Genomic DNA, 25,769 nt, shown 5'->3' on the forward strand with positions numbered 1-25,769 from the left:
GTGCCGGAGCAGATCGCCCACTATCGGACCCCGCCCGAGGGCGTACGGGCCCTCGGCCTGGCCGTCACCGGAGCCGGCACCATCCGGGGCCAGGACCGGCCCCGGACCAGGCAGGCACTGACGGGGTACGCCGGGGTCCTGGTCACCTCGGGCACCGGGCATCTCGTCCTGCACGACCGCCCAGGACGGCACCGGGTCGGGCCCGGCACCCTCTTCTGGCTCCCACCCGGAGTCCTGCACACGTACGGGCCGTCGGGCGGGACCTGGGACGAGCACTGGGTGCTGTTTGAAGGACCGGGCACCGGCGGCTACGAGCACCTCGGATACCTCGGCGGGGGAGTGGCGGCCGTGGAGGTGGCCGATCCCGCAGCGGTGGGGGCGGCGATGACCCGGCTGGTCGAACTGGCCGGACGGGCCACCTCCCTGCCCGACCATGTCGAGCTCGGCGCGGTTCTCCACGCGGTGATCCACGCCGTCGGCCCGGGACGCGGGCTCCCGGCGGATCGGGCGCCCGCCTCGCCGCTGGGCCAGCGGGCGATCGCGCTGCTCACCGCCGATCTGGAACGCCCGGTGAGGATCGGCGAGGTGGCCAGGGAACTGTCCGTTTCGCGGGACACGCTGATCGCGGCGGTCCGCGCCGTCACCGGGGACACCCCGATCGGCTACCTCACCCGGTATCGCCTGGACCGTGCGAAGGTGATGCTGGCCGACACCGACCTGCCCGTGGGCGCCATCGCCCGCAGGGTCGGATACGCCGGCCACGCCTACTTCACCCGCGTGTTCACCCAGCGGGCGGGAATGTCACCGACGGCCTTCCGCGAGCAGGCCTTCCGTGAGCAGGCCTCGCCGGAGGACGCCGGGACGGCGCACCGCCTCCGGCCCGCCTGACGGACGCCCATGCCGTACCCACACCTTGCACGGGCCGCCCCATCTGACACCCCGGCCAGGACAAGGGCCGCCGCCGCGGGATGCGGCGACGGCCCGGGAAGAGCGCTCACGCGGCGAGCACGCTCTCCTCGTAGGACCGCCGGACCGTCCGCGGCTGCGGGGCCGGGCGGGTGAGCAGGGCCTCGGCGAGGTTCGCCTTGAGCATCGCCGCGATCCGCACGACCGCCGGGAGCGTCAGCGCGAACAACAGGCCGGCCGCGGTGTTGAAGGCGACGAAGACGCCGTCGCCGTCGCCCAGGCCGAGCAGTGCCGGCAGGCCGCCGTCGAGCCCGGGGATCTTGGCCAGCGCCCAGCCGTAGATCGGGAAGGTCAGCCCGGCGATCGCGCCGGCCCACCACACGACGGTCAGGACGAACGAGGCGATCGCGAACGGCAGCGCCACGATCGCGTGCAGCAGGTCGAGGAAGGCCTGGCCGTTCGCGATCGGGGTCATCGTGCGGCGGAACCAGCCCGCGCCCGCCGGGGCGGCCGGGTACTCGGGCCGAGCCAAGGGCCGGCCGACGACGCCGGGCAGGGCGGCCCGCTCGGCGTCGGCGAACTTCCTGGCCAGGACCGCGGTCGCGGCGAGCACCGGGAGGCCGACGAAGGCCACGGCGCCGCCCAGACCTGCCGCCACGCCCGCGACGACCAGGACGAAGGCGATGACGGTGACCGGGAAGCCGGCCAGGACATAGCGGGTGTCGGTGGTGATGCGGTGCTGGAGGGTTCTCATGGCAAAGACGCTACGGATCGGGCCCGGGCGCGACGACCCTGCGTACCGGCGTCGTGGGGGTAGGGCTGTCCCTACCCTTGGCAAAGCGCATTAGATAGCTGTACTATCTAATAGAACGCTATCCATGTGGAGGGGTCATGTTTCTCACCGTCATCGTGCTCGTGGTCGCCGTGCTGGGATTCCGGCTGCTGGGGGTGCTCGGGGTGGGCAGGTTCGCGTCGTGGCCGGTCAGCGCGGCGCACGGAATGGCCGTGCTGCTGGTGGTCACCGCGAGCGCGCACTTCGTGCCCGCGGGCTCGCCGCTGCCGATGCCCGGACACGCCGACATGGTGGCGATGGTGCCGCCGTTCGTCCCGTTCCCGAGCGCCGTCGTCTACCTGACCGGTGTGCTGGAACTGCTCGGGGCCGCCGGGCTCGTGCTCGCCCGTACCCGCCGGGCGGCGGGGTTCGCGCTCGCGGTGCTGTTCGTGGCGATGTTCCCGGCCAACGTCCACGCGGCGCTTGCGGGGGTCTCGTTCGCCGGCGGCGAGGCCACGCCGCTGTGGTTCCGCACGCCCGAGCAGGTGCTGTTCATCGCGGTCGCCCTCTGGGCGACCAGGGGGGCCGAGCGCACGCTCCTGCCCGTCGCGCGCCGCCTTGTCACCGGATGAGGTACGGCGCAGCCACCCGCCCCGGCGGACAGCTCAGCCACCCGCCCCGGCGGGCAGCTCGGCCCCGGCGGACGGGTGGCCATCCGCGCCGGTGGGCGGTCAGTCGCCCGCCCCGGTGGCGAGGCGGCGTAGCACCTGCGTCCGTGCCCCGGCGTCGCGGACCTGGTCGCGGGCGGCGAGGTGGCCGGCCACCCGCTCCCGGAGCTCGACCGGCTTGTGGCTGTCGTACTTGAACTTCGCCCGCGCCTCGACGACCTCCAGCCGCAGGCCGCGGATGGCCGAGAGCATCTTGTGGTACGGCCCTTCGGTGGCCGCCACCGTGCCGTGTCCGCCGCCGGGCTGGTGGTGGGCGAGCTGGCGGCGCAGGATCTCGGCCTTGTCCTCGCGCCCGTCCAGGATCTCGGCCCGGCAGATGAGCTGGACGGCGGCGTAGTAGCTGGTCGGCACGCCGTCCACGGGGGCGCGCCAGGTGGAGGGGATGTAGGCGTAGTCGTCGGCGACGGTCAGCGTCACCCGCGGGCCGGCCTCCAGCGCCGCCCAGATCGGGTTCGGCCTGGCCAGGTGCAGGCACACCTCCCGCTCGCCGTCGAACAGGAAGTGCGAGGGGACGACCACCGGCGGCCCGCCGTCCACCCCGTTGGCCGCCAGCAGGCCGAAGTCGCGCCCGCGCAGCCACTCGTGCCACTCGTCCTCGCCGCGGGCGGCGTCCCAAGGATGGATCAGCATCTTGAAAATCCCTTTGTACTAATACAAAATAGACTTTGTGCTAGTAAGCTACACGTTTGCCGGCGGGACAGCCAGCGAGATCGCCGCCGGCATCGAGACGGCCGTCGCCGAGGGCGTCCTCGCGCCCGGCTCGGCCCTCCCGACGGTGCGCGAGCTCGCCGCCAGGACCGGCGTCAACGCCAACACCGCCGCCTCCGCCTACCGCCTGCTGCGCGAGCGCGGCGTCGTGGAGACCGCCGGCCGCCGCGGCTCGCGGATCAGGCCCCGCCCGGCCAGCACCGCCCGCGAGGACATCCGCATCCACGTCCCGCCCGGGACCCGCGATCTGTCGCGCGGAAACCCCGACCCCGCGCTGCTGCCCGACCTCACCGACGCCCTGGCCGCCGCCGCCCGCGCCCACGCCGCCGGCCCCGCCCTGTACGGCACCGCCGACCTCCCCGACCTGGTGACCCACGCCGCCGCGGCCTTCGAGGCCGACGGCGTCCTCGGCGGCGCCCGCCCGGCGGTCACCTCGGGCACGCTGGACGCGGTGGAGCGCGTGCTGACCATGCGCCTGCGACCGGGCGACGCCGTGGCCGTGGAGGACCCCGGCTGGTCGGCCGCCCTCGACCTCGTCACCGCCCTGGGCCTGCGCCCGGTCCCGGTGCCGGTCGACGACGACGGCCCGGACGCCGCCGGGCTGGAGCGCGCCCTGGCCGCGGGCGTACGGGCGGTCATCGTCACCGCCCGCGCCCAGAACCCCACCGGAGCGGCCATATCGGCCGCCCGCGCCGCCGCCCTGCGCCCCCTGCTGGCGGCGTACCCGCAGGTCCTGCTCATCGAGGACGACCACGCCGCTGGCCTGGCGAACCTGCCCATCCACACGCTGACCGGCACCACGGCCCACTGGATCCTGACCCGCTCCACCGCCAAGTCCCACGGCCCCGACCTGCGCCTGGCCGTCGTCACCGGCGACGCCCAGACCGTCGACCGCCTGCGCGGCCGCCAGCGGCTGGCCGCGGGCTGGGTCAGCCACCTCCTGCAGCGCACCGTCGCCCACCTCTGGCGGACCGGCGCCGTGTCCACCCCGCGGGTCGCGGCCTCCTACACCGCGCGCCGGCAGGCCCTCGTCGCCGCGCTGGCCGGGCACGGCATCCCCGCGCACGGCCGTAGCGGGCTCAACGTCTGGATTCCCGTCGCCGACGAGACCACCGCCATCACCGGCCTGCTCGCCCGGGGCTGGGCCGCCGCCCCCGGGGCCCGCAACCGCCTCGCCACCCCGCCGGCGATCCGCGTCACGGTGGCCTCGCTGGCGCCGGAGGAGATCCCCGCCGTGGCGGACGCCCTCGCCGCCGCCGTCCTCCCCGTCACACAGGGCCGTTACGGCTGACGCGCGGCTCAGCCGAGCAGGTCGTGAACCAGTTCGCCGCCGATCACGGTGGCCAGCACCGCGATGTCCCTGATGCTCTGCGGCGCCACCGCCAGCAGGTCGTCGGACAGGACCGCGAAGTCGGCCAGCCTGCCCCGCGACAGGGTCCCCTTGAGGTGCTCGTCGAAGACCGCGTACGCCGAGCCCGAAGTGTAGGCGCGCAGGGCCTGCTCCGTGGTCAGCGCCTCGCCGGGATTGAACGGCCGCCCGCCCGAGGTCCGCTGGTTGACCAGGTCGTGGATGCCCAGCAGCGGCGCCCCCTCGACCACGGGGCAGTCGGAACTGCCCGGCAGCACGATCCCTGCCTCCAGGAACGAACGCTGCCGGTAGCACCCGGCCGACCGCTCAGGTCCCAGGGCGGCGAGCATGCCGTCGCCGATCTCCGAGATGAACCGCCCCTGCGGCACCGGGATGACGCCGAGCGCGGCGATCCTGGCCACCTGCGCGGGACTGGTGACGGCGCAGTGCTCGATGCGGTGGCGGGCGTCGGCTCTCGGCCAGCGCGACTGGGCCTCGGCGTAGGCGTCCAGGACCACGTCCACGGCGCGGTCGCCGATGGCGTGCGCGGCCACCTGCCAGCCGGCCCGGTGGGCGCGCAGGATGAACGCGTGCAGCGCCGCGGCCTCCTCCTGCAGGAAGCCCCGGTTGCCCGGCTCACCGGCGTAGTCGCAGCACATGGCGGCGGTACGCCCGATCAGCGAGCCGTCGGAGAAGACCTTCACCGGACCCAGGCGCAGCCGCTCGTCGCCCAGCCCGGGGCCGATCCCGAGGTCGAGGCCGAAACCGTCGCCGACGTCGTGCAGGTTGGGCGAGCCCGGCATCAGGACGGCGCGCTGGAGCAGCAGCCCGCGGCGCCGCGCCTCCTGGAACGCGGCCACGTCCAGCGGGCCGTTCCCGGCCAGCCCCAGGCCGACGCCGGGCTCGGCGAAGCTGGTCAGCCCCTCCGCCGCCGCGACCCGCGAGGCCAGGCCGATGCCCTCCACGAACTCCTCCTGCGCCACCGGCCGCAGCACCCGGTGCGCCAGGTCCTGCGCCTGCTCGGTCAGCAGCCCGTCGGGCCGGCCGTCCCGGTCACGGCCGACCGAACCGCCGGGCACGTCGGGCACGTCCAGGCCGGGAAAGCCCATCAGCGCGAACGCGGCGGTGCTGGCCACGCCCATGTGGCCGGAGTTGTGCTGCAGCCAGACGGGCCGCCCGCCGGCCGCGCGGTCGAGCGCCTCGCGCTCCGGATGCGCGCCGAGCTTGTTCTGGTCGTAGCCCGCGCCGCGTACCCACGCCTCCCGCGGCAACTCGGCCGCGCGCGCGGCCACGAGCGCGTAGAGCTCGTCGAGCGTGCCGACCCGCAGGTCCAGCTCGCGCAGCCGCTGGCCGCGCATGCTGAGGTGGTGGTGGGCGTCGTTGAACCCGGGTACGGCGGGCCGCCCGCCCAGGTCGACCACCCGCTCGGCGGTGAGCCCGTCGAGTTCCTCGTCCAGCCCCGCGATGCGGCCGGCGAACACGCCGAGCCGGGAGGCCGACGGCCGGTCGGGGTCCAGCGTGGTGAACCGGCCGTTGACGTAGAGCGCGTCGAGGCGCATCACACCTCCACAGGAGTCGGGCGGGTGGCCGGGCGGCGGCTCAGGGCCAGCACGCAGGCCATGGTGAGCAGGATGACGACCAAATACTGTCCGACGACCGCCCAGATCGTCCCGGTCGAGCTGAGCAGCGCCTGGGCGATCATGGGCGTGGTGCCGCCGATCAGCGCCCCGCACAGCTGGTAGGCCAGCGAGATGCCGGTGTAGCGGACCCGGGCGGGGAAGGCCTCGGCCAGGAAGCCGGCCAGCGCGGCGTAGGAGGAGCCGCTGAAGACGACGCTGAGCGCCAGGCCGATCGTGGCCCACGCCGGCGAGCCGGTGCCGACCATCAGGAAGGTGACCGGCGTGCACACGATCAGCGCGGTGAACGCGATCAGCATGTACCTGGCCGCGCCCATCCGCTGGCCGAGGACCGCGCCGATCGGCTGGGTGACGAACTGGGTGACCGAGACGATCAGCAGCACGTTGAGCATGGTGCTCTTGGTGATGCCCAGGTCGGTGGTGGCCCAGGACAGGATGAAGGTGTTGGTGAAGTAGGCCGAGGCGATGCCGACGCCGCTGGCGCCGATGCCGAGCAGGACGAGCGGCCACGACGTGCGGAAGACCTCGGCGACGGGGAGCTTCACGACCTCGCGCTTCTCGCGCATCCGCACGAACTCCGGCGACTCCTCCACCCGCAGCCGGATGACCAGGCCGACGATGACCAGGATGGCCGACATCAGGAACGGGATGCGCCAGCCGTAGGACAGGAAGGCGTCCTCCGGCATGAGGCTGACCAGGGCGAACACGCCGGTGGCCAGGATGGATCCGGCGGGGGAGCCCTGCTGGGCGAAGGCGGCGTAGAAGATGCGCTTCGGACCGGCGTGCTCGGCGGCGATGAGGACGGCGCCGCCCCACTCGCCGCCGACGGCGATGCCCTGCACGAAGCGGAGCGTGGCCAGCAGGATCGGGGCCAGGATGCCGATGGAGGCGTAGGTGGGCAGCACGCCGACCAGGGTGGTGGCGCCGCCCATGAGCAGCAGCGTCGCGACGAGCGTGCCCTTGCGACCGATGCGGTCGCCGAGGTGGCCGAAGATCACGCCGCCGAGCGGCCTGGCCAGGAAGCCCACCCAGAACGTGGCGAAGGACGCCATCACCCCCGCGGTCGGGCTGGCCTCGGGGAAGAACAACCTGCCGAAGACCAGCGCGGCGGCGGTGCCGTAGATGTAGAAGTCGTACCACTCGATGGAGGTTCCGACGAAGGACGCGATTCCGGCGCCACGGGGATTGCTCATGAGGGGGGTTCCTAGGCGAAGTGGTGGAGTTGGGCCAGCGGCACCTGGGTGGCGGGGTCCATGCTCACCTCGGCGCCGTCCACGAGGACGGGTCCGGGTTCGCGGGGCACCACCACCGACGGCGTCGCGATATTTCGGTACATGTCGGCGCGGGTCAGGCCGCGCGCGTTCTTGATCGCCGCGTACCGGAGGCCGCGGGGGAGCGCGTCCCTGGTGTCGGCGGCGTCGAGGGCGTCGTGGGCGACGAAGATCCGCGACAGCTGCGCGGGCGCGTCGCCGAGGCCGCCGAAGTAGTCGCGGTAGACGCGCGGCTGGGTCAGCCGCGTGGAGCCGGACCCGCTGCCCGACACCCCATGAGCGACAAATCCGGATTTGATGACCAGCTCCGGCTTCGCCCCGAACCACGCCGGATGCCACAGCACGATGTCGGCCAGCCGCCCCGGCAGCAGCGTGCCCACCTCGTGCGCCATCCCGTGGGCCAGCGCCGGATTGACCGTGAGCTTGGCCAGATACCGCAGAATCCGCTCATTGGCGCTCCGGCCCGCGTCGCCCGCCGTACCGCCGAGGCTGCCCGTCGCGGCGAGATCGCGGAGTTCGTGCAGGTGGGCGAGCTGCCAGGTGCGGCGTACCGTCTCGGCCACGCGGCCCATGCCCATCGAGTCGGAGTTGACGATGCTGATCGCGCCCAGGTCGTGCAGGACGTTCTCGGCCGCGATGCCGTGCGCGCGCACCCGGCTCCTGGTCACCTCGACGTCGCTGCCGATGTGGTGGTTCTGCCGGTGCACGGTCATCGTCATCGGGAACAGCTCGCCGACCGTGTTCGTCGTGTACGGAATCGTCGGCGTCGTCGAGGACGGCAGCACGTGCGGCTCGCTGAGGATCTCCAGCAGGTCGGGATGCCCGCCACCCCCCTCCACGTGGTACGCGTGCACCGTCCGCCCGCGCGTCGCCGAGATCGTGTCGGCCAGGTACCCCGACTCGTTCATCGAGTCGGAGTGCAGCGCCACCGGCAGGTCGGCTTCCTCGGCCACTCCGAGACAGGTGTCGATGATGCGCGGCGTCGCCCCGAAGTCCTCGTGGATCTTGAAGCCTCCGGCGCCCGCCAGCACCGCCTCCTCCAGAAGCTGCCGTGAGCTGGAGGAGCCTCTGGCCAGGAAGGCGACGTTCAGCGCTGTCCCGCGCCAGGCGGACATGAGCATGTGCAGGTTGCGCGCCGGGTTCACGCCGACGTCCCACACCCCGCCGAGCCCCATGCCGACCACGGTCGTGACGCCGGAGGCCAGCGCCGCCGGGGCGATCTGGGGAGAGGACAGGTGCACGTGCGAGTCCACGATGCCCGGCGTCGCGATCAGGCCCTCGCCCGGCACGATCGCGGTGTGCGAGTCGATGATCGCGCCCCGGAACGGCACGACCCGACCGTCCTTGACCCCGATGTGCGTCTTGCGCACCCCGAGCACCGGGTCGATCAGCACCACCCCGGCCACGATCAGGTCCAGCGCCGACTCCCGGTCGCCGCGCGGGCGGGCCAGCAGGCCGTCGCGCAGCGTCTTGCCGCAGCCGCCGAGCAGTTCGTCGCCATGCGGGACGTCGTCGTGCTCGACCTCGGCCCACAGGCACGTGTCGCCCAGGCGGACCCGGTCGCCGGTGGTGGGGCCGTAGATCGCGTTGTAGGTCTCGCGGTCGATTCCGGGTGTGGTCATGACTCGATCACCTCCACGTCGACGCTCTCGCCGGGGCGGAACGCGGTAGCCGTACCGGCCGGGATGTCCAGGCGCAGGCCGGATGGGTCGCGGTCGAAGGCCAGCGCCGCGTTGACCTCCCCGAGCGGGAAGTGCGACGAGACGAAGACCGTGCGCGCGCCCTCGTTGGTCACCCGCAGCCTGGCGCGCGGGCGGCCGGGGTTGATCGCGACGGGCTCGGCGGCGGTACGCACCGCGCCGGGGCCGCCCTCGCGGGCCGGGCCGATGGGGGCGTCGACGGCGACCAGCGCGGTGCCGTTCGGGAACAGCGCCTCCACCTGGACGTGCGTGACGAGCGCGGCGACGCCGTCCATGACCTCGCCCTCGTCCAGTACGGCCTTCGCCCCCGCGATGACCTCCTCCAGGGACAGGCCGTCCCAGGCGAGCTCCAGGATCTCGTCGCAGATGAGGGCGATGGACTCCGGCGCGTTGAGCGGGCGGCCGCGGGCACGGCGGCGGCGGGCGAGTTCCGCGAGCGTGAAGATGGTGAGCCGCTCCTGCTCACGAGGCGTCAGATGCACGTGCTTCCTCCCTTGCGGCCACCGTAAGCCCAGGTCACGGAGGTGGCCAACGGCGATACGGCGCGTAAACAGCGCGTTAGATTGTGCATATGACCAACGATGTCGTCTCGCGGCTCGCCACGCGATGCCTGAACGGCTACGACGACCTCATCGACGCGTGGCTGCCCGAGGTGATGGCCATCGAGCCCTACGCGCGCGGGCTCGTGCCGCCCGAGGAGGTGCGGGCGGGGGCGCGGGTGGCGTTCGCGCTGATCCTGCGCGTGCTGGCCGACGGGCGTACCCCGGAGGAGCTCGCGCCGCATTCGGAGGGGATGGGCGAGCGCCGGGCCGGGCAGGGCGTGCCCCTGGAGTCGCTGCTGGCCGCGGCGCGGCTGGACGCCAAGGTGCTGTGGCACGGCCTCATCGCCCAGGCGGAACCGGACGACCTGCCCGGCCTGCTGGTCTCGGCGAACCTGGTGTGGGAGGCGGTCGAGCAGCACAACACCGGCCTCATGACCGGCTACCAGCGGGCCGTGCTGGAGATGGGCCGCCAGCGCGAGGACCAGCGGCGCACGTGGTTCGCCCGGCTGCTGGACAACGACGGCCGCAATCCCGACGTGGTGCGCGACGCCGGGCGGGTCCTGGGCTTCGACACCTCAGCGGCCTTCGTCGCCGTCGTCACCGACGGCGGCGCGGGCCCGCTCCGGTCCGGCTCCCCGCCGTCCCCGGCGCTGGCCGGCCCCGCCGCGGGCGCCTCGCTCCGGGCGGCGCTCTCCACGCTGGGCTCGCTCGGCCTGCGCCTGCACCGCCACGACGCGCCGACCGGCGACATCCTCGTCGTCCAGCTCCCGGCCCGCGCGGGCGGGGCGGAACGTGTGGTGCTCGACGCGCTGGCGGGCGTCCCCTGTGGCCTCTCGCCCGAGGTGGCGGGCCTGGCGAGAGTCCCCCACGCCGTACGGCTGGCCGCCGCGACCGCCCGCGCCTGCGCACCGGAGGGCGGCCCGGTCCGTCTGGAGGACAGCTGGCTGGAGGTCTTCACCGCCCACAACCCCGAGCTGTCGGCCGAACTGGCCGCCCGGGTGCTCGGCCCTCTCTACACGGTGGGCGCGGCCGAGCGGGAACGGCTCCTGGAGACGGTCCGCGTGCACCTGGCCGGCGACGGGGCGATCGCCGCCACGGCCGCCGCCCTGTACTGCCACCGCAACACCGTCCAGCACCGTTTCGCCCGCTTCAAGGACCTGACCGGCCGCGACGTCCGCGCCCCCGAGGACGCCGCGGTGATCGCGCTGGCCCTGCGCGCGGCCACGTTCTGACCTACTCGGTGACCGTCCTGGCGGGGGCCGGGTCCAGGTGGTCGGCGGTGCGGCGCAGGGTGCGGGCCAGCCGGACCCTGACGCGTTCGACGTCTCGGCCGGGCTGTCGCGGGGCGTCGGGCAGCGCGGTGCGAAGGCCGTCCTCATACCCCATCGCCGTCTGGTGGGCGAGCACTTGCATGGCATCCATGTTGCCTCCTTAATCCATTAAGAGCTTAACTGATTAAGAAGTCATTCGCTAGGGTGTGTGGATGACCGAGCGAGTGACCCTGCAGACGATCGCGGACCGCGTGGGCGTCTCGCGCGCCACGGTCTCGTACGCCTTCTCCCGCCCCGACCAGCTCAGCGCCGAGTTGCGCGAGCGCATCCTGCGGGTGGCCGACGAGCTCGGGTACGCCGGCCCCAACCCGACCGCGCGATCCCTGAGACTCGGCAGGGCGGGGGCGCTGGGCCTGATCTTCACCGAGACGCTGCCCTACGCCTTCGCCGACCCGTACGCGATCGGCTTCCTCCAGGGGCTGGCGGTCGCGGCCGAGGAGGCCGCGGTCGGGCTGCTCATCCTGCAGCAGCCGCGCGGCGTCGAACGTACCGAGCTGGTGCGCGACGCCGTGGTGGACGCCTTCTGCGTGTTCTCGCTGCCCGACGGGCACGCGGCGCTCGACGCCGTGCTGGCCAGGCGGCTGCCGACGGTGATGGTGGACGAGCCGTTCGTGGAGGGCGTGCCGTTCGTGGGAATCGACGAACCGGCGGCGGCCGGATCGGCCGCGCGGCATCTGCTCGACCTCGGGCACACACGGGTCGGGCTGGCCGTCGTCGGCCTCCACCAGGACGGCCGCCACGGCTGGGCCGACGTCGAGCGGCAGGAGAGCGCGGTCTTCCAGGCCATGCGCAACCGGGTCCTCGGCTACCGCGCCGCCTTCGAGGCCGGGGGAGTCGACTGGGCGGAGGTGCCGGTCTACGAGGTGGTGGGCAACGAGCGCGAGGCGGGCCGCGAGGCCGGGCGGGCGCTGCTGGCCCGCTCACCCCGGCCCACGGCGGTGCTGTGCAACACCGACGTGCTGGCGCTCGGCGTGCTGGACGCGGCGGCGGAGGCGGGCGTCAAAGTGCCCGCGGAGCTGTCGGTGGTCGGCTTCTCCGACAGCGCCGCCGAGGAGGCGGACCTCACGTCGGTCAGGCAGCACAGCCAGCTCGCCGGCCAGACCGCGGGCCGGCTGCTCCTGTCGGGCGACCCGCGGCCCGAGCGGCTGCTGCTCCCGCACGAGCTGCACGTCAGGAACAGCACCGCCGCGCCCCCGTCCTAGAGCGGGGCGTCGCGCAGGTCCTTGAGCGCCTGGATGTCGACGCGGTACTCCGGCGGCTTGCCCGGCGTCTCGATGCAGACCGGGACCCCGGCCACGATGTCGTGCCGGAACAGCTCGCCGAAGGCGGCCAGCCCGATCTCGCCCTGGCCGATCTTCTCGTGGCGGTCCTTCTTGGAGCCGCAGACGTCCTTGGAGTCGTTGGCGTGGACCAGCTTCAACCGGCCCGGCGCGATCTTGTGCAGCGCGTCGAGGGTCTCGGTGACACCGCCCTCCTTGGCCAGGTCGTGCCCGGCGGCGAACGCGTGGCAGGTGTCGAAGCAGATGCCCGCCTTCGGGTGCCAGTCGAGCGCCGCGAGGTAGGGCTCCAGGTCCTGGACCGTCGCGCACAACATCGCGCCCTGCCCGGCCATCGGCTCCAGCAGCAGGTCGGGGCCGCCCTCGGGGATCTCCTCCAGGAGCGGCAGCAGGTGCTCGTGCAACTGCGCCATCGCGGCCTCGCGCGGCTGCGTGACCGCCGAGCCGGTGTGCACGACCACGCCCTTGGCGCCCGTCTCGACACCGCGCCGCAGCGTGTAGCGGGTCAGCTCGATGGAGTTGGCGAGTGTGTCGGGGTTGGGCGAGCCGAAGTTGACCAGGTAGGGGATGTGGATGAAGCTCTCCACTCCCGACTCGGCGAGCTTGGCGTCCTCGTCGGGCTTGCGCTCGGTCAGTGCCCACGAGCGCGGATTGGTGACGAAGACCTGCATCATCTCGGCGCCGATGTCGGCCATGAACTTCAGGCCGCCGGTGGCCAGGCCGCCCGCGACGGAGACGTGCCCGCCGATGAGTGAAGTGGGAGTCATGATGGCGTCCAGTCTATCGCCGCGCCCCCTCTGCCTCCGTCGCCATGACCTCTCTTTACCCGCCTAACCCAGCCGCAGCGCCAGGAAGAAGTCCACCCGGTCCTCCAGCCGCGACAGGTCGCGTCCGGTGAGGTCCTGGATGCGCTGGATGCGGTAGCGCAGCGTGTTGACGTGCACGTGGAGCAGCTCGGCGCACTTGGTCCACGACCCCGAGCACAGCAGGAACGCCTCCAGCGTGCGCACCAGGTCGGCCCGGTGCACCTGGTCGTAGGAGCGCAGCGGGTCCAGCAGCCGCACCCGGAACATGTGCCGCACGTCGTCGGGCACCGACGCCAGCAGCAGCACGTGCGTGGCCAGTTCGTCGTGGCCCACGACCGCGTCGGGTTCGGCCCTGCCCTCGGCCATCCGGCGCGCGTACCGGGCCTCTTCGACCGCGCCGCGCAGGCCCTCCACCTGCGCCTGGCCGCTCACTCCGACCTTGAGCCTGCTGCCGCCGAGCCCGGGTGCCAGCGCGTGTACGGCGTCGCGTACCCGGCCGGTGACGTCCTCGCCGGTCGCCGGCACGAGGGCGATCGTCTCGTCCTCGACGACGCCGATGACGGGGCGCAGGCCGTACAGGATCTCCTTGACGACCACCCGCAGCTCGCCGGGACGCAGGCTGGCGCCGGCCGCGGCGGCGACGGCGACGTACCCGGCCGCCTCGGCCAGGCCGGTCACCTGCAGGCGCGGCAGGATGTCGCTGGGCCGTCCGTCGGTCAGCACGAGACGGACCAGTTCCTGGCCGATGCGGCCCTCGGGGCTGAGCCGGTCGTCCAGCCGCATGCGCTCCAGCGCGGCGACGGCCGCCAGTTCCGCGGCCAGCGCGAGCCGTTCCTCCGGCCAGTCGTCCATGGAGCCCTCGAAGGCCACGAACCAGTCGGCCACCCGCGAGGTCGTCTGCTCGTCCACGGGGAAGATCGTGTAGCCGCCGCGTACGCACGGCAGCCGCTTGGCCGTCAGGAACGCCCTGGCCAGCATGGCCGTGTCGGCGGGCGGCTCGGCGCCGGCCACGGTACGGCCGGAGGCGGTCAGCACCCAGCCGCGCATGCCGAGGTCGCGCCCGATCATCTCCATCACGGGGTCGAGCCCGGCGCCGGAGACGAGCTGGCGGTGCCGGTCGAGCACGGCCTTGACGTCGGAGGCCCGCGCGCCCGACAGCCGGCGCACGATGTGCTCGGTCACCTCGGCGAACCCGAGCGCCTGCGGCACGTGGAACAGCGGCACCCGGTGCTTCTCGCACGCGGCCACCAGGTCGGCGGGCAGGCCGCCGGAGGCCGCCTCGCAGGCGCCCAGCCCGGAGACCCCGGCGGCGGCCAGCGCGGCCACGAACGTCTCGCTGTCGGCGGGGGAGTTGCGCCAGATGAGGCCGGTCAGGACGAGTTCGCCGCCGCTCAGGTAGCGGCCCGGGTGGAGCAGGTCGGTGGTGACGACCCAGCGCAGCGGCCGGTCGAGCTCGTCGTGCCCGACCACGGCCGACAGGCCCAGCTCCGGCATCTCCAGCAGCGCGTTGAGTCGCATGCTCGGACAGTACCCGCGGGTGCGGTCCCCAAGAACTTGGAGCATGACACGAAAAGTCCTGACCAACCCCTGGAGCAGTTCGGAGTTCTTGCGGATGGACCGGGCACGAGAGCCCTGTGTGTACTTCTGACATGCCGAACCTGCAGACCGTGTCCGGGCTGGCCGACTTCAACGCCCTCGGTCAGGCCGACGCCGAGCGCGAGCTGATGGCCTGCTGCGCCTCGCCCGCCTTCGCCAGGACCGTGGCCGCGCTCCGGCCCCACCGGGACCTGGCCCAGCTCACCGCCACCGCCGACACCGCGGTACGCGCGCTGGAGTGGCCCGAGGTGCTGGAGGCGCTCGGCGCCCACCCCAGGATCGGGGAGCGCACCGCGGAGAAGTGGTCACGTCAGGAGCAGGCCGGAGTCGGCGACGACGTGCTGGCCGAGCTCGCGCGGGGCAACCGGGACTACGAGGACAGGTTCGGCCACGTGTACCTGATCTGCGCGACCGGCCTGAGCGGCCGCCAGATGCTGGACCGCCTCAACGAGCGCCTGCTCAACGACGAGGAGGCCGAGCGCCGCGTGGTACGCGACGAACTCGCCAAGATCACCCGGCTGCGCATGGCGAAGCTGGTGGGCGTGGCATGAGCTTCTCCACCCACATCCTGAACGCCGCGACGGGCCGCCCCGCCGCGGGAGTACCCGTACGGCTGGAGCGGGACGGCGAGGTCGTGGCCGAGGGCCGCACCGACGACGACGGCCGGATCAAGGGCTGGAACCCCGGCCGGGGCGTGCACCGCGTCGTCTTCGACACCGGCGCGCTGACCTCCTTCTACCCCGAGGTGGTCATCACGTTCGCCGTCGAGGACCCGGACCAGCACTACCACGTGCCGCTCCTGCTCAGCCCGTTCGCGTACTCCACCTATCGAGGGAGCTAGATGCCTGTCATTCTCGGGCCCAACCGCTACGGAAAGGCGGAGACCAGGCTCGTCCGGGTCGTGCGAGACGGCGTTGTCCATCACATCAAGGACATCAACGTCAGCTCGTCCCTGTCCGGCGACATGGCCGATGTCCACCTGACCGGCGGCAACGCGGCCGTTCTCCCCACCGACACGCAGAAGAACACGGCCTTCGCCTTCGCCCGCAAGCACGGCGTCGACCAGATCGAGGACTTCGCCCTCCTGCTGGCCAGGCACTACGTCGGCAGCCAGCCCACGATCGGCCACGCCCGCGTGGAGATCGAGGAGTACGGCTGGCGCCGCATCCCCGTCTCCGGCGAACAGCGGCACTCCTTCGTCCGCGACGGCCAGGAGGTACGCACCTGCGTGGTCCACCACGACAGGGACGGCCGCACCACCGTCGTGTCCGGCCTGAAGGACCTCGTGGTGCTCAACTCGACCGGCTCGGAGTTCCACGGCTACATCGAGGACGAGTACACGACGCTGAAGCCCACCACCGACCGCATCCTCGCGACCGCGGTCAGCGCCCAGTGGCGGCACACCGGCGAGGACACCCCCTTCGGCACGTCCTACAACGAGGTACGGCGCCGCCTGCTCGAAGCCTTCGCCGACACCCACAGCCTCTCCCTCCAGCAGACCCTCTACGCCATGGGCAGGCGGGTGCTCGACACCCGCGGGGAAGTCTGCGAGATCAGGTTCGCGATGCCGAACAAGCACCACTTCCTCGTGGACCTGGCGCCGTTCGGGCTCGACAACGACAACGAGGTCTACTACGCGGCCGACCGGCCCTACGGGCTGATCGAGGGCGCCGTCCTGCGGGACGACGCCCCCGAGGCCGCCTTCGCCTGGGAGTGACTGACTGATGGAGTTCTTGCGTCCCACCACGTGGGCGGAGGCGCTGGCCGCCAAGGCGGACCAGCCGGAGGCCGTGCCCATCCAGGGCGGCACCGACGTGATGGTGGAGATCAACTTCGACGTGCACAGGCCGCCGGCGCTGCTCGACCTCAACCAGGTGGGCGAGCTGGCCACCTGGTCGCGGGAGGGCGACGCCTACCGGGTCGGGGCGGGCCTGCCGTACGTGAAGATCATCGAGGAGCTCGGCGGGGTGCTGCCGGGGCTCGCGCAGGCCTCGCGGACGGTCGGCTCGCCGCAGATCCGCAACCGCGGCACCGTCGGCGGCAACCTCGGGGCGGCCTCGCCCGCGGGCGACAGCCATCCGCCGCTGCTGGCGGCCGGGGCGGTCGTCGAGGTGGAGTCGCGGGCGCGGGGCGTGCGGATGATCCCCGCGCACGAGTTCTACCTGGGCGTCAAGCGCAGCGCGCTGGAGCCGGACGAGCTGATCAGGGCGGTGCGGATCGAGGCCGCGGGCGGGCCGCAGTACTTCTCCAAGGTCGGCACCCGCAACGCCATGGTCATCGCGGTCTGCTCGTTCTCGGTCGCGCTGCACCCCGGCGAGCGCCGGGTCGGTACCGGGATCGGCTCGGCCGCCCCCACCCCGCGCCGCGCCCTCGAAGCCGAGGAGTTCCTGGCCGGCGAGCTCGACTGGGACGCCCGCCTCGACTCCGCGGTGCTCAAGCGCTTCGGCGAGCTGTGCTCCCGCGCCGCCTCGCCGATCGACGACGTGCGCGGCACCGCCGACTACCGCAGGCACGCCATCGCCGTGATGGCCCGCCGCACGCTCACCTGGGCGTGGAACGACTACCGGAAAGTGAGGGCCGCCTGATGAGGGTCTCCTTCACCGTCAACGGCCGCGAAGAGTCCGTCGACGACGTGTGGGCCGGAGAGAGCCTGCTGTACGTGCTGCGCGAGCGGGTCGGGCTGCCCGGCTCCAAGAACGCCTGCGAGCAGGGCGAATGCGGCTCCTGCACCGTTTACCTGGACGGCACGCCGGTCTGCGCCTGCCTGGTCGCCGCGGGTCAGGCCGAGGGCCGCCAGGTCCGCACGGTCGAGGGCCTGGCCGACGGCGACCGCCTCGACCCCGTGCAGGAGGCGTTCGTCGAGTGCGGCGCCGTGCAGTGCGGATTCTGCACGCCCGGACTGATCGTGCAGGCGCACGACCTCATCGACAGAGTGCCCGACCCGTCCGACGCGGAGATCCGCGAGGCGCTCGCGGGCAACCTGTGCCGCTGCACGGGCTACGAGAAGATCCTCGACGCGGTACGGCTGGCCGCGTCCCGAAAGGCCGTCACCCCATGATCATCGAGAACGTCTACATCGCGCCGGTCACCGGCCCGGAGATCCCGTCCGGATACATCCGGATCGAGGGAGACCGGATCACGGAGGTCGGCTCCGGCGCCGCCGAGCCGGTCCCCGGCGAGGCCCGCGTCGACGGCACCGGCTGCCTGGCCACGCCCGGCCTGGTCAACACCCACCACCACCTCTACCAGTGGGCCTCGCAGGGCCTGGCCCAGGACGCCACCCTGTTCGAGTGGCTGGTCGCCAGCTACCAGGTGTGGGCCGCCATGGACGCCGAGGTCGTCAAGGGCGCCGCCGCCGCCGGGCTCGGCTACCTGGCGCTGTCGGGCTGCACGCTCTCCAGCGACCACCACTACGTCTTCCCGAAGGGCCGCGGCGACCTGTTCGCCGCCGAGATCGAGGCCGCCCGCGAGCTCGGCATCCGCTTCCACCCCGCCCGCGGCTCCATGGACCGCGGCCAGTCGCAGGGCGGCCTGCCGCCGGACGTGGTGGTCGAGGGCCGCGACACCGTCCTGGCCGCCACCGCCGAGGCCATCGACGCCTACCACGACCCGTCGTTCTCCTCGAAGCTGCGCGTCGCGGTCGCGCCCTGCTCGCCGTTCTCGGTCACCGCCGAGCTGATGACCGACGCCGCCGAGCTGGCCAGGGCCAAGGGCGTACGCCTGCACACGCACCTGGCCGAGACGCTCGACGAGGACGAGCACTGCGTCGAGGCGTTCGGCGTACGGCCGGTCGACTACATGGAGAAGCTCGGCTGGCTCGGCCCCGACGTGTGGTTCGCCCACACCGTGCACCTGAGCGACGCCGACATCGACAAGTTCGCCGCGACCGGCACCGGCGCCGCCCACTGCCCCTCCTCCAACGGCCGCCTCGGCGCCGGCATCGCCCGCGTCTCGGAGATGCTGCGGCGCGGGGCCAACGTGGGGCTCGGCGTCGACGGCAACGCCTCCTCCGAGCTGACCACGCTGTCCGGCGAGATGCGCCAGGCGCTGCTGTTCCAGCGCGCCGCGCACGGGCCCACCGCGCTCACCGCCCGCCAGGCGCTGGAGATGGCCACCATGGGCGGCGCGCGCAACCTCGGCCGCGCCGGCGAGCTCGGCTCGCTGGAGGCGGGCAAGCTCGCCGACATCGCGCTGTGGCGCGTCGACGGCGCCTTCGCCGGCGCCGTCGAGGACCCCGTCTGCCAGCTGGTGTTCGCCACCCGGCAGCCGCCGCTGGCCCGCCTGCTCGTCGGCGGCGAGAGCGTCGTCGAGAACGACGAGCTGAAGACCGTCGACCAGGACGCGTCGGGACGCGCGGGCGCCGAGGCGCACCGCCGCCTGATGCGGCTGGCGCGGGAACAGGGATTCTCCGTCGCCAAGGAGGTACACACGTGACCATCCCGCTGCGCGCGCCGCACGACATCGCCGCTCCCGGCATCGGGGGAGTGGGCGAGAGCACGTTGCGGCCCGACGGGACGCTCAAGGTCAAGGGCGAGTTCGCCTACACCTCCGACCTGTGGATGGACGGGATGCTCTGGGGCGCCACGCTCCGCAGCCCGCATCCGCGGGCGCGCATCGTCTCCATCGACACCGCTCCCGCGCTCGCCCACCCGGGTGTGCACGCCGTCCTCACGCACGAGGACGTCCCCGGCCGCAAGCACTACGGGGTCGACCTCACCTGGGACCAGCCGGTGCTGGCCATCGGCGAGGTACGGCACCAGGGCGAGCCGATCGCGCTCGTGGCCGCCGACCACCCGGAGACCGCCCGCCGCGCGCTCGACAAGATCGCCATCGAGTGGGAGATCCTGGAGCCGCTGACCGACGCCAGGCGCGCCGCCCTCGACCCTTCCTACCCCCAGGTCCAGGACCGGCCGAACCCGGCCAGGCACCAGCCGGTCAGGGTCGGCGACGTCGAGGCGGTGCGCGGGCAGGCCGAGGTCGTGGTCTCGGGCACGTACGAGGTCGGCATCCAGGACCAGGCCTTCCTCGGCCCCGAGTCGGGCCTGGCGGTGCCGGGAGAGGACGGCGGCGTCGAGCTGTACGTCGCCACCCAGTGGATGCACAACGACCTGAAGCAGATCGGTCCCTGCCTCGGCCTGCCCGAGGACCGCATCAGGATGACGCTGTCCGGGGTCGGCGGCGCGTTCGGCGGACGCGAGGACCTGTCCATGCAGATCCACGCCGCCATGCTCGCCCTGCACACCGGCCGGCCGATCAAGATGGTCTACAACCGGTACGAGTCGTTCTTCGGCCACGTGCACCGGCACCCCGCCCAGATGCGCTACGAGTACGGCGCGTCGAAGGACGGCAAGATCCTCTACGCCGACGTCGAGATCATCCTGGACGGCGGCGCCTACACCTCGTCCACGCTCAACGTCATCGGCAACGCCGCCTCGCTCGGCGTCGGCCCCTACGTGATCCCCAACGTCAAGATCGACGCTTATGGCGTCTACACGAACAACCCGCCCTGCGGGGCGATGCGCGGGTTCGGCGCGGTGCAGGCGTGTTTCGCCTACGAGTCGATCCTGGACAAGCTGGGTGAAGCCTGTGGGCTGGATCCGGTGACCATCAGGCAAACGAACGCCGCCGCCCAGGGGTCGGCGCTGGCCACCGGGCAGATCATCCACGCGCCGCTGCCCATGAAGGAGATGCTGGCGCAGGCGCGCGACCTGCCCATGCCCGCTCCCCTCGACAGCACCGACCTGCGCAACCTGCCGGGCGGCGCCTCCCAGACCACCCACGGGGAAGGGGTACGGCGCGGCGTCGGCTACGGCGTCGGCATCAAGAACCTCTGCTTCTCCGAGGGCTACGACGACTACTCCACCGCCAAGGTGCGGCTGGAGGTGATCGGCGGCGCCGCCACCGCCCTGGTGCACACGGCGGCCGCCGAGGTCGGGCAGGGGCTGGTGACCATCGAGGCCCAGATCGCTCGCACCGAGCTGGGAATCGAGAACGTGGTCATCCACCCGGCCGACAACCAGGTGGGCGACGCCGGGTCGTCGTCGGCGTCCAGGCAGTCGTACATGACCGGCGGTGCCGTGCAGGCGGCCTGCCGGGCCGTACGGGATCGGGTCCTGGAGCTCGTCAACGCCACCTACGACGATGTGTCGCTCGCCGGGGGGAAGGTCGTATCGGCCTCCGGGGGAGTGATCGCCGCCATCGAGGACGTGCTCGGCGACCGGGCCATCGAGGAGACCCGCGAATACCACCACCAGCCCACCACCGGCATGGACAAGGTCACGGGGCAGGGCGACACCCACGCCCAGCTCGGCCTGTGCGTGCACCGGGCCGTCGTCGACGTGGACGTGGACCTCGGCCTGGTGAAGGTGGTCGAACTGGCCGCCGTCCAGGACGTCGGCAAGATCCTCAACCGCCTCTCCCTGGAAGGCCAGATCCACGGCGGCACCGCCCAGGGCCTCGGCCTCGCCGTGATGGAGGAGATCGTGGTCAGCGACGGCAAGGTACGCAACCCGTCCTTCACCGACTACCTCATCCCCACCATCCTCGACATGCCGCCCATGCGGCTGGAAATCCTCGAGAACGCCGACCCGCGTGCCCCATACGGGCTGCGTGGCGCCGGAGAGCCACCCACGCTCTCCTCCACCCCGGCCATCGTCGCGGCCATCCGCGACGCCACCGGGCTCGCACTCCACCGAGTGCCTGTGCGTCCGGAGCACATCACGGGATGACCCACTCCGGGTGAGTTGATCAACAGGGGCAGCCCGCACCCCCCATGTCAGCGGGACAGACTCCACAACCGCACCCAGCGGCAGCGCAGCCGCAGGTCGACCACGCCCGAGGAGGGCCCCGACCATGACCCAACTCCAGACAAAACCCCCAACCGGAGCGCTGGACCGGTTCTTCGACCTGTCGGGCAGGGGGAGCACCGTCGGCAGGGAGGTGCGCGGCGGCATCACCACGTTCGTGGCCGTCGCCTACATCATCCTGCTCATCCCGATCATCCTCAGCGGCGCCAAGGACGTCACCGGAGCCGCGCTCACCATCCCGCAGCTGACCACCGCCGTCGCGCTGTCGGCCGCGCTCACCACCATCCTGATGGGCCTGGTGGGCAACGCCCCGTTCGCGCTGGCCTCCGGGCTCGGCGTGGCGCCGGTGGTGGCCTTCCAGGCGGCGCCGTTCATGACCTGGGACCAGGCCATGGGCCTGGTCGTGCTCGAAGGCGTCGTGATCGTCGTCTTCGCCCTCACCGGCATCAGGCAGCTCATCATGGACGCCATCCCCACCGGCCTGAAACACGCCATCGGGGTCGGCATCGGCATGTTCATCGCGCTCATCGGGCTCGTGGACGCCGGATTCGTCGGCAGGGGCGAAGGCACGCCCATCACCCTCGGCACCGGCGGTCACCTTCAGGGCTGGCCCGTGGTCGTCTTCTGCGCCGGGTTGCTGCTCATGCTCGGCCTGTACGTGCGCCGCGTGCCCGGAGCCATCCTCATCAGCATCGTCGCCGCGACCGCGCTGGCCATCGTCATCAACGCCGCCGTCGACGGGCTGAAGTGGGGCGTGGTCACCCCGGCCATGCCCAAGGACGTCTTCGCCACCCCCGACTTCGGGCTGCTCGGCTCCGTCGACCTGTTCGGCGGCTTCGGCCAGGCCGGGATCCTGACCGCCACCGTGGTGCTGTTCACGCTGGTGCTGTCGGGCTTCTTCGACGCGATGGGCACCATCATCGGCGTCGGCGAGGAAGCCGGGCTGTCCGATGACAAGGGGCAGATCAAGGGCATCGGCAAGATCCTCACCATCGACGGCTTCGGCGCCATCATCGGCGGCGCCACCGGAGCCTCGGCCAACACGGTCGTCGTGGAGTCGGCGGCGGGAGTCGGGGAGGGCGCTCGCACCGGCCTCGCCAGCCTCGTCACCGGCGGATTGTTCGCGGGGGCCATGTTCCTGACCCCGCTGGCCGCCGTCGTGCCCGCCCAGGCGGCGGCGCCCGCGCTGGTGCTGGTGGGGGCGCTCATGATGACCGCCGCCCGCAAGATCTCCTGGGACGATCTGGAGCTGGCCGTCCCGGCCTTCCTCACGATCTCCCTGATGCCGTTCACCTACTCGATCACCAACGGGGTGGGGGCGGGGATCGTCGCCTACACCGTGATCAAGGCGGCGCGCGGCAGGTTCTCCGAGATCCACTGGCTGCTGTGGCTGATCACGGCCATCTTCGTGGCCTATTTCGGGATCTCGTTCATCGAGGGCCTGTTCGGCTAGGCCCCTCGGGAACGCCTCCACCACCCGGGAGGCGTTCCCCCATCTGCGGCTCGGTAAGGAGAGACCATGCGTGATCTCGTCGACGACCTCCTGGCCTGGACCGGGGAGGGCCGGCGGTTCGCGGTCGCCTCCGTCATCGGGGTCAGCGGCAGCGCGCCCCGCGAGCCGGGAGCCGCGCTGGCCGTGGCGGAGGACGGCACCGCCGTCGGCAGCGTCTCCGGCGGTTGCGTGGAAGGCGCCGTGTACGAGCTGTGCCTGCGTTCACTCGAAGAGAACCGGCCCTTGCGTCAGACGTTCGGCTACAGCGACGACGACGCGTTCGCGGTCGGGCTGACCTGCGGCGGCATCATCGAGATCCTCGTATGGCCGAACACCGCGCAGCCCGCCTTCCGCGCCTACCTGGAAGCGCTGGCCGCCGATAGACCGGCCGCCCTGGCCCGGATCCTGCCTCCGGCCAGTGGCGGCCCCTCCTGCCTGACGCTTGAGGTGGCCGGGCAGGCCACCGGCACGTCCGGCGACCCCGTCGTCGACCGCCTCGTGGCGGCTGAGGCGGCGGCCATGCTGGACACCGGCCTGACCGGCGTCAGGGAGGTGGGCTGCGACGGCCTGCGGATGTTCGTGGAGACCTACGCGCCCCCGCCCCGCCTGCTGGTCTTCGGCGCCATCGACTTCGCCGCCGCCCTCACCCGCGCCGGCCGCTTCCTCGGCTACCACGTGACCGTCTGCGACGCCCGCCCGGTCTTCGCCACCCGCGGGCGATTCCCCGACGCCCACGAGGTGGTCGTCGACTGGCCGCACCGCTACCTGGAGCGCACCCCCGTGGACGCCCGCACCGCCATCGCCGTCCTGACCCACGACCCGAAGTTCGACATCCCCCTGCTGGAACGGGCCCTGCGCACCGAAGCCGGTTACGTGGGCGCGATGGGCTCGCGCCGTACCCACGACGAGAGGTCGCGCCGGCTGCGCGAGGCGGGCCTGTCCGAGGCGGAACTGTCGCGCCTGCGCTCCCCGATCGGCCTCGACCTCGGCGCCCGCACCCCGGAGGAGGTCGCCGTCTCCATCGCCGCCGAACTCGTGGCCACCCGCCGCGGCGGCACCTGCCGGCCGCTGGCCACCACCTCCGGCCCCGTCCACGCCCTCACCCGCTAGGCGCGCTTGCGCTCGCGGTAGGCGCGCACCTTCGCGATGCTTCCGCACCCCCGCGCGTCCGAACCACCCGGGCTCATCACGCACCACCGGCGGCTGCCGTTGCGGCTGTGGTCGTAGAACACCCACGAGCAGTCGGGACAGGCCTTGAGCCGCGCCCACTGACCGGCCCGCACCGCCTCGGCCACCACCGCCAGAACCTGCCCCGCCGCCGTGCCGTCCTCGGGGGTCAGCACGAGCGGCGGGCTCCCGGCGTCGGACGAGAGCGCGGCCCGCAGTGGGTGCCGCTCCAGCCACGACGCCAGTACGGCCGGCCGCTCGGCCCCCAGCGCAGCCCGCAAGGCCGTCCTGAGCTCCGACATCTCGCCGAGGTCGGCCGGATCGGCCAGCGTCTCGGCCAGCCTGTCCTCGGCCACCCGCGTGTCGTTGGGCACCCACCACGTGTTGAGGAACGTCCGCACCCGCTCCAGCGCTCCCGGCGCCACGCTGTCCGTCATGTAACCAGTTTACTCGATAGCCGGTAACTGTTACCGTCTATAAGTATGACCGGTAAACAGTATCTCGCCGTACTGCGTTCGCCGGGGGTCGGTGTCTGGTTCGCCGTCCTGGTCTGCCAGCGGTTCCCGGTGGCCGCCGCGCCGCTCGCGCTGGTCTTCCTCGGACACGCCGTCACCGGCTCCTACGCCGTCGGCGCCCTCCTGGGCGGCGGCCACGCGCTCGCCGAGGCGGTCGCGGCGGGCCCCCTGGGCAGGCGCTTCGACCGCCGCTCCGCCCGCTCCGAGACCACCCTGGTCCTGGGCGTGGAAGCCGCGGCCTTCGCCCTGCTGGCCCTGCTCGCCACCGCCTCCCCCCGGGCGGAGTGGTGGACGCCCGCGGGAATGCTCGCCCTGGCCGGGCTCGGCGGCGCGATCTCCGCGGGCGCCCACGGCGGCCTGCGCGCCCTCCTGGTACGGCTGGCGCCACCCCGGCGACGCGTGCCCGCGCTCAGCCTCGAATCGGCGGCCAGCACGACCGTCTGGACCGTCGCCCCCGCGGTGGTGGCGCTCCTGGCCGTCGTGGACGCCCGCCTCCCGATCCTCCTCATGGCCGCCGTGGCGGCGGCGGGAGCGCTGGCCGGACGCCGCCTCCTCGACCCGCCCAGGACCACCACCGCCCACCGCGCGCGCCTCTGGCGGATCAGCTGGCCCGCGATGGCGTACGACGGGGCGATGATGTTCGCCTTCGGCGCCGTCAGCCTGGCCCTGCCGGTCCTCCTGGCCACGCACGGCGCCGGCGCCGCCCTGGCCGGCCCGGTCCTGACCGCGTACACGCTGGCCGGCATCGGCGGCGGCCTCCTGTACGGCGCCCGCGCCTGGCCCGGCACCCCGCTGGCCCAGGCGGCGCTGTTGTCGGCCGGCATCGGTCTCGCGCTGGGCGCGGCCGCGCTGGTCCCGGTGCTCGGCCTGGTCGTGGCCCTGTTCGCGGTCGCCGGTCTCCTGCAGACGCCCGCCCTGACCGCCCGCGCGGTGTCCCTGCAGGAGCGGCTGCCGGAGTCGCAGTGGGCCGTGGGCTTCTCCGGCATGTACGCCGCCGGCGGACTCGGTTACGGCGCCGCCGGCATGACCGTGGCCTGGCTCGTGGAGCGCGTCGGCGCCCAGCCCGCCATCGGCCTGTGCGTGGCCCTGAGCACGCTGGTCGCCCTGGGCTCCTCCGTGGCCGAACGCCGTCAGCTCATCACGGACGCGGCGATGGCCTGAGGGGTC

Annotated in this window: 25 protein-coding genes; 15 read left to right on the forward strand and 10 right to left on the reverse strand. The window is 72.9% G+C overall.

Going from position 1 to position 25,769, the window contains the following annotated elements; genetic code table 11:
* Entirely contained in the window at window positions 1–888 is an 888-nt protein-coding gene (locus ACIBKY_RS40195; protein ID WP_397105392.1) for an AraC family transcriptional regulator, read from the forward strand.
* Between the two features lie 106 nt (window positions 889–994).
* Here the strand turns inward: ACIBKY_RS40195 and ACIBKY_RS40200 are convergent, their stop codons facing one another.
* Window positions 995–1,660: a sensor domain-containing protein gene (locus ACIBKY_RS40200; protein ID WP_397105394.1), complete on the reverse strand. Its 666-nt coding sequence runs from the start codon at window positions 1,658–1,660 to the stop codon at window positions 995–997.
* A 137-nt stretch (window positions 1,661–1,797) separates the two neighbouring features.
* Here ACIBKY_RS40200 and ACIBKY_RS40205 point away from each other — a divergent pair, with 137 nt between their 5' ends.
* On the forward strand, window positions 1,798–2,310 hold the full coding sequence (locus ACIBKY_RS40205; protein ID WP_397105396.1) for a hypothetical protein: 513 nt from the start codon (window positions 1,798–1,800) through the stop codon (window positions 2,308–2,310).
* A gap of 99 nt (window positions 2,311–2,409) precedes the next feature.
* Here the strand turns inward: ACIBKY_RS40205 and ACIBKY_RS40210 are convergent, their stop codons facing one another.
* Window positions 2,410–3,036: an FMN-binding negative transcriptional regulator gene (locus ACIBKY_RS40210; protein ID WP_397105398.1), complete on the reverse strand. Its 627-nt coding sequence runs from the start codon at window positions 3,034–3,036 to the stop codon at window positions 2,410–2,412.
* A 37-nt stretch (window positions 3,037–3,073) separates the two neighbouring features.
* Between ACIBKY_RS40210 and ACIBKY_RS40215 the strand changes: the two genes are divergently transcribed.
* The gene (locus ACIBKY_RS40215; RefSeq protein WP_397105400.1) at window positions 3,074–4,405 is read left to right on the forward strand and encodes an aminotransferase class I/II-fold pyridoxal phosphate-dependent enzyme; all 1,332 of its coding nucleotides are present in this window, start codon (window positions 3,074–3,076) and stop codon (window positions 4,403–4,405) included.
* An 8-nt stretch (window positions 4,406–4,413) separates the two neighbouring features.
* Here ACIBKY_RS40215 and ACIBKY_RS40220 read toward each other — a convergent pair whose 3' ends face one another.
* From ACIBKY_RS40220 to ureA, 4 genes are read right to left on the reverse strand one after another with little or no spacing between them, the layout of a single operon-like run.
* Complete coding sequence (locus ACIBKY_RS40220) at window positions 4,414–6,021, reverse strand: amidohydrolase (protein WP_397105402.1); 1,608 nt, start codon at window positions 6,019–6,021, stop codon at window positions 4,414–4,416.
* Entirely contained in the window at window positions 6,021–7,292 is a 1,272-nt protein-coding gene (locus tag ACIBKY_RS40225; protein ID WP_397105404.1) for an MFS transporter, read from the reverse strand. The genes ACIBKY_RS40220 and ACIBKY_RS40225 overlap by 1 nt, the downstream gene beginning before the upstream one ends.
* Window positions 7,293–7,303: 11 nt before the next feature.
* Window positions 7,304–8,992 carry an urease subunit alpha gene (locus tag ACIBKY_RS40230; protein ID WP_397105406.1) on the reverse strand — a complete coding sequence of 563 codons (1,689 nt, stop codon included), beginning with the start codon at window positions 8,990–8,992 and terminating at the stop codon, window positions 7,304–7,306.
* Window positions 8,989–9,552 carry an urease subunit gamma gene (gene ureA / locus ACIBKY_RS40235; RefSeq protein WP_397105408.1) on the reverse strand — a complete coding sequence of 188 codons (564 nt, stop codon included), beginning with the start codon at window positions 9,550–9,552 and terminating at the stop codon, window positions 8,989–8,991. The genes ACIBKY_RS40230 and ureA overlap by 4 nt, the downstream gene beginning before the upstream one ends.
* Window positions 9,553–9,641: 89 nt before the next feature.
* On the opposite strand from ureA, the gene ACIBKY_RS40240 reads away from it, so the two are divergent.
* The gene (locus tag ACIBKY_RS40240; protein ID WP_397105410.1) at window positions 9,642–10,844 is read left to right on the forward strand and encodes a helix-turn-helix domain-containing protein; all 1,203 of its coding nucleotides are present in this window, start codon (window positions 9,642–9,644) and stop codon (window positions 10,842–10,844) included.
* A 1-nt stretch (window position 10,845) separates the two neighbouring features.
* On the opposite strand, the gene ACIBKY_RS40245 is transcribed toward ACIBKY_RS40240, so the two are convergent.
* Window positions 10,846–11,034: a hypothetical protein gene (locus ACIBKY_RS40245; protein WP_397105412.1), complete on the reverse strand. Its 189-nt coding sequence runs from the start codon at window positions 11,032–11,034 to the stop codon at window positions 10,846–10,848.
* Between the two features lie 61 nt (window positions 11,035–11,095).
* Between ACIBKY_RS40245 and ACIBKY_RS40250 the strand changes: the two genes are divergently transcribed.
* A complete protein-coding gene (locus ACIBKY_RS40250) occupies window positions 11,096–12,145 on the forward strand; it encodes a LacI family DNA-binding transcriptional regulator (protein WP_397105414.1) in 1,050 nt (349 codons plus the stop codon).
* Here ACIBKY_RS40250 and ACIBKY_RS40255 read toward each other — a convergent pair.
* Together ACIBKY_RS40255 and ACIBKY_RS40260 are read right to left on the reverse strand one after the other, a co-directional pair.
* Window positions 12,142–12,987, reverse strand: a complete 846-nt coding sequence (locus ACIBKY_RS40255) for a deoxyribonuclease IV (protein WP_397105416.1) — start codon at window positions 12,985–12,987, stop codon at window positions 12,142–12,144. The two genes, ACIBKY_RS40250 and ACIBKY_RS40255, sit on opposite strands and share 4 nt — an antisense overlap.
* A gap of 63 nt (window positions 12,988–13,050) precedes the next feature.
* Window positions 13,051–14,544 (reverse strand): PucR family transcriptional regulator, encoded by a 1,494-nt coding sequence (locus ACIBKY_RS40260; RefSeq protein ID WP_397105418.1) that lies wholly within the window; start codon window positions 14,542–14,544, stop codon window positions 13,051–13,053.
* A gap of 131 nt (window positions 14,545–14,675) precedes the next feature.
* Here ACIBKY_RS40260 and uraD point away from each other — a divergent pair, with 131 nt between their 5' ends.
* The 9 genes from uraD to ACIBKY_RS40305 all read left to right on the forward strand — a co-directional run bounded on the left by uraD (window position 14,676) and on the right by ACIBKY_RS40305 (window position 24,030).
* Complete coding sequence (gene uraD, locus ACIBKY_RS40265) at window positions 14,676–15,173, forward strand: 2-oxo-4-hydroxy-4-carboxy-5-ureidoimidazoline decarboxylase (protein ID WP_397105420.1); 498 nt, start codon at window positions 14,676–14,678, stop codon at window positions 15,171–15,173.
* Window positions 15,170–15,463, forward strand: a complete 294-nt coding sequence (gene uraH / locus ACIBKY_RS40270; protein WP_379611728.1) for a hydroxyisourate hydrolase — start codon at window positions 15,170–15,172, stop codon at window positions 15,461–15,463. Before uraD ends, uraH begins: the two co-directional genes overlap by 4 nt.
* Window positions 15,464–16,339: a factor-independent urate hydroxylase gene (gene pucL / locus ACIBKY_RS40275; RefSeq protein WP_397105422.1), complete on the forward strand. Its 876-nt coding sequence runs from the start codon at window positions 15,464–15,466 to the stop codon at window positions 16,337–16,339.
* Between the two features lie 7 nt (window positions 16,340–16,346).
* Window positions 16,347–17,207 (forward strand): FAD binding domain-containing protein, encoded by an 861-nt coding sequence (locus ACIBKY_RS40280; protein ID WP_397105423.1) that lies wholly within the window; start codon window positions 16,347–16,349, stop codon window positions 17,205–17,207.
* On the forward strand, window positions 17,207–17,680 hold the full coding sequence (locus tag ACIBKY_RS40285; RefSeq protein WP_397105424.1) for a (2Fe-2S)-binding protein: 474 nt from the start codon (window positions 17,207–17,209) through the stop codon (window positions 17,678–17,680). The genes ACIBKY_RS40280 and ACIBKY_RS40285 overlap by 1 nt, the downstream gene beginning before the upstream one ends.
* Complete coding sequence (locus ACIBKY_RS40290) at window positions 17,677–19,056, forward strand: 8-oxoguanine deaminase (protein ID WP_397105425.1); 1,380 nt, start codon at window positions 17,677–17,679, stop codon at window positions 19,054–19,056. The genes ACIBKY_RS40285 and ACIBKY_RS40290 overlap by 4 nt, the downstream gene beginning before the upstream one ends.
* A complete protein-coding gene (locus tag ACIBKY_RS40295; RefSeq protein ID WP_397105426.1) occupies window positions 19,053–21,350 on the forward strand; it encodes a xanthine dehydrogenase family protein molybdopterin-binding subunit in 2,298 nt (765 codons plus the stop codon). Before ACIBKY_RS40290 ends, ACIBKY_RS40295 begins: the two co-directional genes overlap by 4 nt.
* A 124-nt stretch (window positions 21,351–21,474) precedes the next feature.
* Entirely contained in the window at window positions 21,475–22,881 is a 1,407-nt protein-coding gene (locus ACIBKY_RS40300; protein WP_397105427.1) for an NCS2 family permease, read from the forward strand.
* A 66-nt stretch (window positions 22,882–22,947) separates the two neighbouring features.
* Complete coding sequence (locus ACIBKY_RS40305) at window positions 22,948–24,030, forward strand: XdhC family protein (RefSeq protein ID WP_397105428.1); 1,083 nt, start codon at window positions 22,948–22,950, stop codon at window positions 24,028–24,030.
* Here the strand turns inward: ACIBKY_RS40305 and ACIBKY_RS40310 are convergent.
* Window positions 24,027–24,524: a CGNR zinc finger domain-containing protein gene (locus ACIBKY_RS40310; RefSeq protein ID WP_397105429.1), complete on the reverse strand. Its 498-nt coding sequence runs from the start codon at window positions 24,522–24,524 to the stop codon at window positions 24,027–24,029. The two genes, ACIBKY_RS40305 and ACIBKY_RS40310, sit on opposite strands and share 4 nt — an antisense overlap.
* Window positions 24,525–24,569: 45 nt before the next feature.
* Between ACIBKY_RS40310 and ACIBKY_RS40315 the strand changes: the two genes are divergently transcribed.
* The gene (locus ACIBKY_RS40315; protein WP_397105430.1) at window positions 24,570–25,763 is read left to right on the forward strand and encodes an MFS transporter; all 1,194 of its coding nucleotides are present in this window, start codon (window positions 24,570–24,572) and stop codon (window positions 25,761–25,763) included.
* Window positions 25,764–25,769: the final 6 nt, after the last annotated feature.

The organism is Nonomuraea sp. NPDC050394 (genome assembly GCF_044459065.1).
Classification (GTDB): Bacteria; Actinomycetota; Actinomycetes; order Streptosporangiales; family Streptosporangiaceae; genus Nonomuraea.

Bases quoted from the DNA above. Each gene is read 5' to 3' on its own strand.
- ACIBKY_RS40290 (WP_397105425.1), top strand. From the start codon at position 17,677: ATGATCATCGAGAACGTCTACATCGCGCCGGTCACCGGCCCGGAGATC.
- pucL (WP_397105422.1), top strand. From the start codon at position 15,464: ATGCCTGTCATTCTCGGGCCCAACCGCTACGGAAAGGCGGAGACCAGG.
- ACIBKY_RS40200 (WP_397105394.1), bottom strand. From the start codon at position 1,660: ATGAGAACCCTCCAGCACCGCATCACCACCGACACCCGCTATGTCCTG.
- ACIBKY_RS40210 (WP_397105398.1), bottom strand. From the start codon at position 3,036: ATGCTGATCCATCCTTGGGACGCCGCCCGCGGCGAGGACGAGTGGCAC.
- ACIBKY_RS40260 (WP_397105418.1), bottom strand. From the start codon at position 14,544: ATGCGACTCAACGCGCTGCTGGAGATGCCGGAGCTGGGCCTGTCGGCC.
- ACIBKY_RS40230 (WP_397105406.1), bottom strand. From the start codon at position 8,992: ATGACCACACCCGGAATCGACCGCGAGACCTACAACGCGATCTACGGC.
- ACIBKY_RS40250 (WP_397105414.1), top strand. From the start codon at position 11,096: ATGACCGAGCGAGTGACCCTGCAGACGATCGCGGACCGCGTGGGCGTC.
- ACIBKY_RS40245 (WP_397105412.1), bottom strand. From the start codon at position 11,034: ATGGATGCCATGCAAGTGCTCGCCCACCAGACGGCGATGGGGTATGAG.
- ACIBKY_RS40300 (WP_397105427.1), top strand. From the start codon at position 21,475: ATGACCCAACTCCAGACAAAACCCCCAACCGGAGCGCTGGACCGGTTC.
- uraH (WP_379611728.1), top strand. From the start codon at position 15,170: ATGAGCTTCTCCACCCACATCCTGAACGCCGCGACGGGCCGCCCCGCC.
- ACIBKY_RS40305 (WP_397105428.1), top strand. From the start codon at position 22,948: ATGCGTGATCTCGTCGACGACCTCCTGGCCTGGACCGGGGAGGGCCGG.
- ACIBKY_RS40205 (WP_397105396.1), top strand. From the start codon at position 1,798: ATGTTTCTCACCGTCATCGTGCTCGTGGTCGCCGTGCTGGGATTCCGG.
- ACIBKY_RS40315 (WP_397105430.1), top strand. From the start codon at position 24,570: ATGACCGGTAAACAGTATCTCGCCGTACTGCGTTCGCCGGGGGTCGGT.
- ACIBKY_RS40220 (WP_397105402.1), bottom strand. From the start codon at position 6,021: ATGCGCCTCGACGCGCTCTACGTCAACGGCCGGTTCACCACGCTGGAC.
- ACIBKY_RS40310 (WP_397105429.1), bottom strand. From the start codon at position 24,524: ATGACGGACAGCGTGGCGCCGGGAGCGCTGGAGCGGGTGCGGACGTTC.
- ACIBKY_RS40225 (WP_397105404.1), bottom strand. From the start codon at position 7,292: ATGAGCAATCCCCGTGGCGCCGGAATCGCGTCCTTCGTCGGAACCTCC.
- ACIBKY_RS40255 (WP_397105416.1), bottom strand. From the start codon at position 12,987: ATGACTCCCACTTCACTCATCGGCGGGCACGTCTCCGTCGCGGGCGGC.
- ACIBKY_RS40285 (WP_397105424.1), top strand. From the start codon at position 17,207: ATGAGGGTCTCCTTCACCGTCAACGGCCGCGAAGAGTCCGTCGACGAC.
- ACIBKY_RS40280 (WP_397105423.1), top strand. From the start codon at position 16,347: ATGGAGTTCTTGCGTCCCACCACGTGGGCGGAGGCGCTGGCCGCCAAG.
- uraD (WP_397105420.1), top strand. From the start codon at position 14,676: ATGCCGAACCTGCAGACCGTGTCCGGGCTGGCCGACTTCAACGCCCTC.
- ACIBKY_RS40240 (WP_397105410.1), top strand. From the start codon at position 9,642: ATGACCAACGATGTCGTCTCGCGGCTCGCCACGCGATGCCTGAACGGC.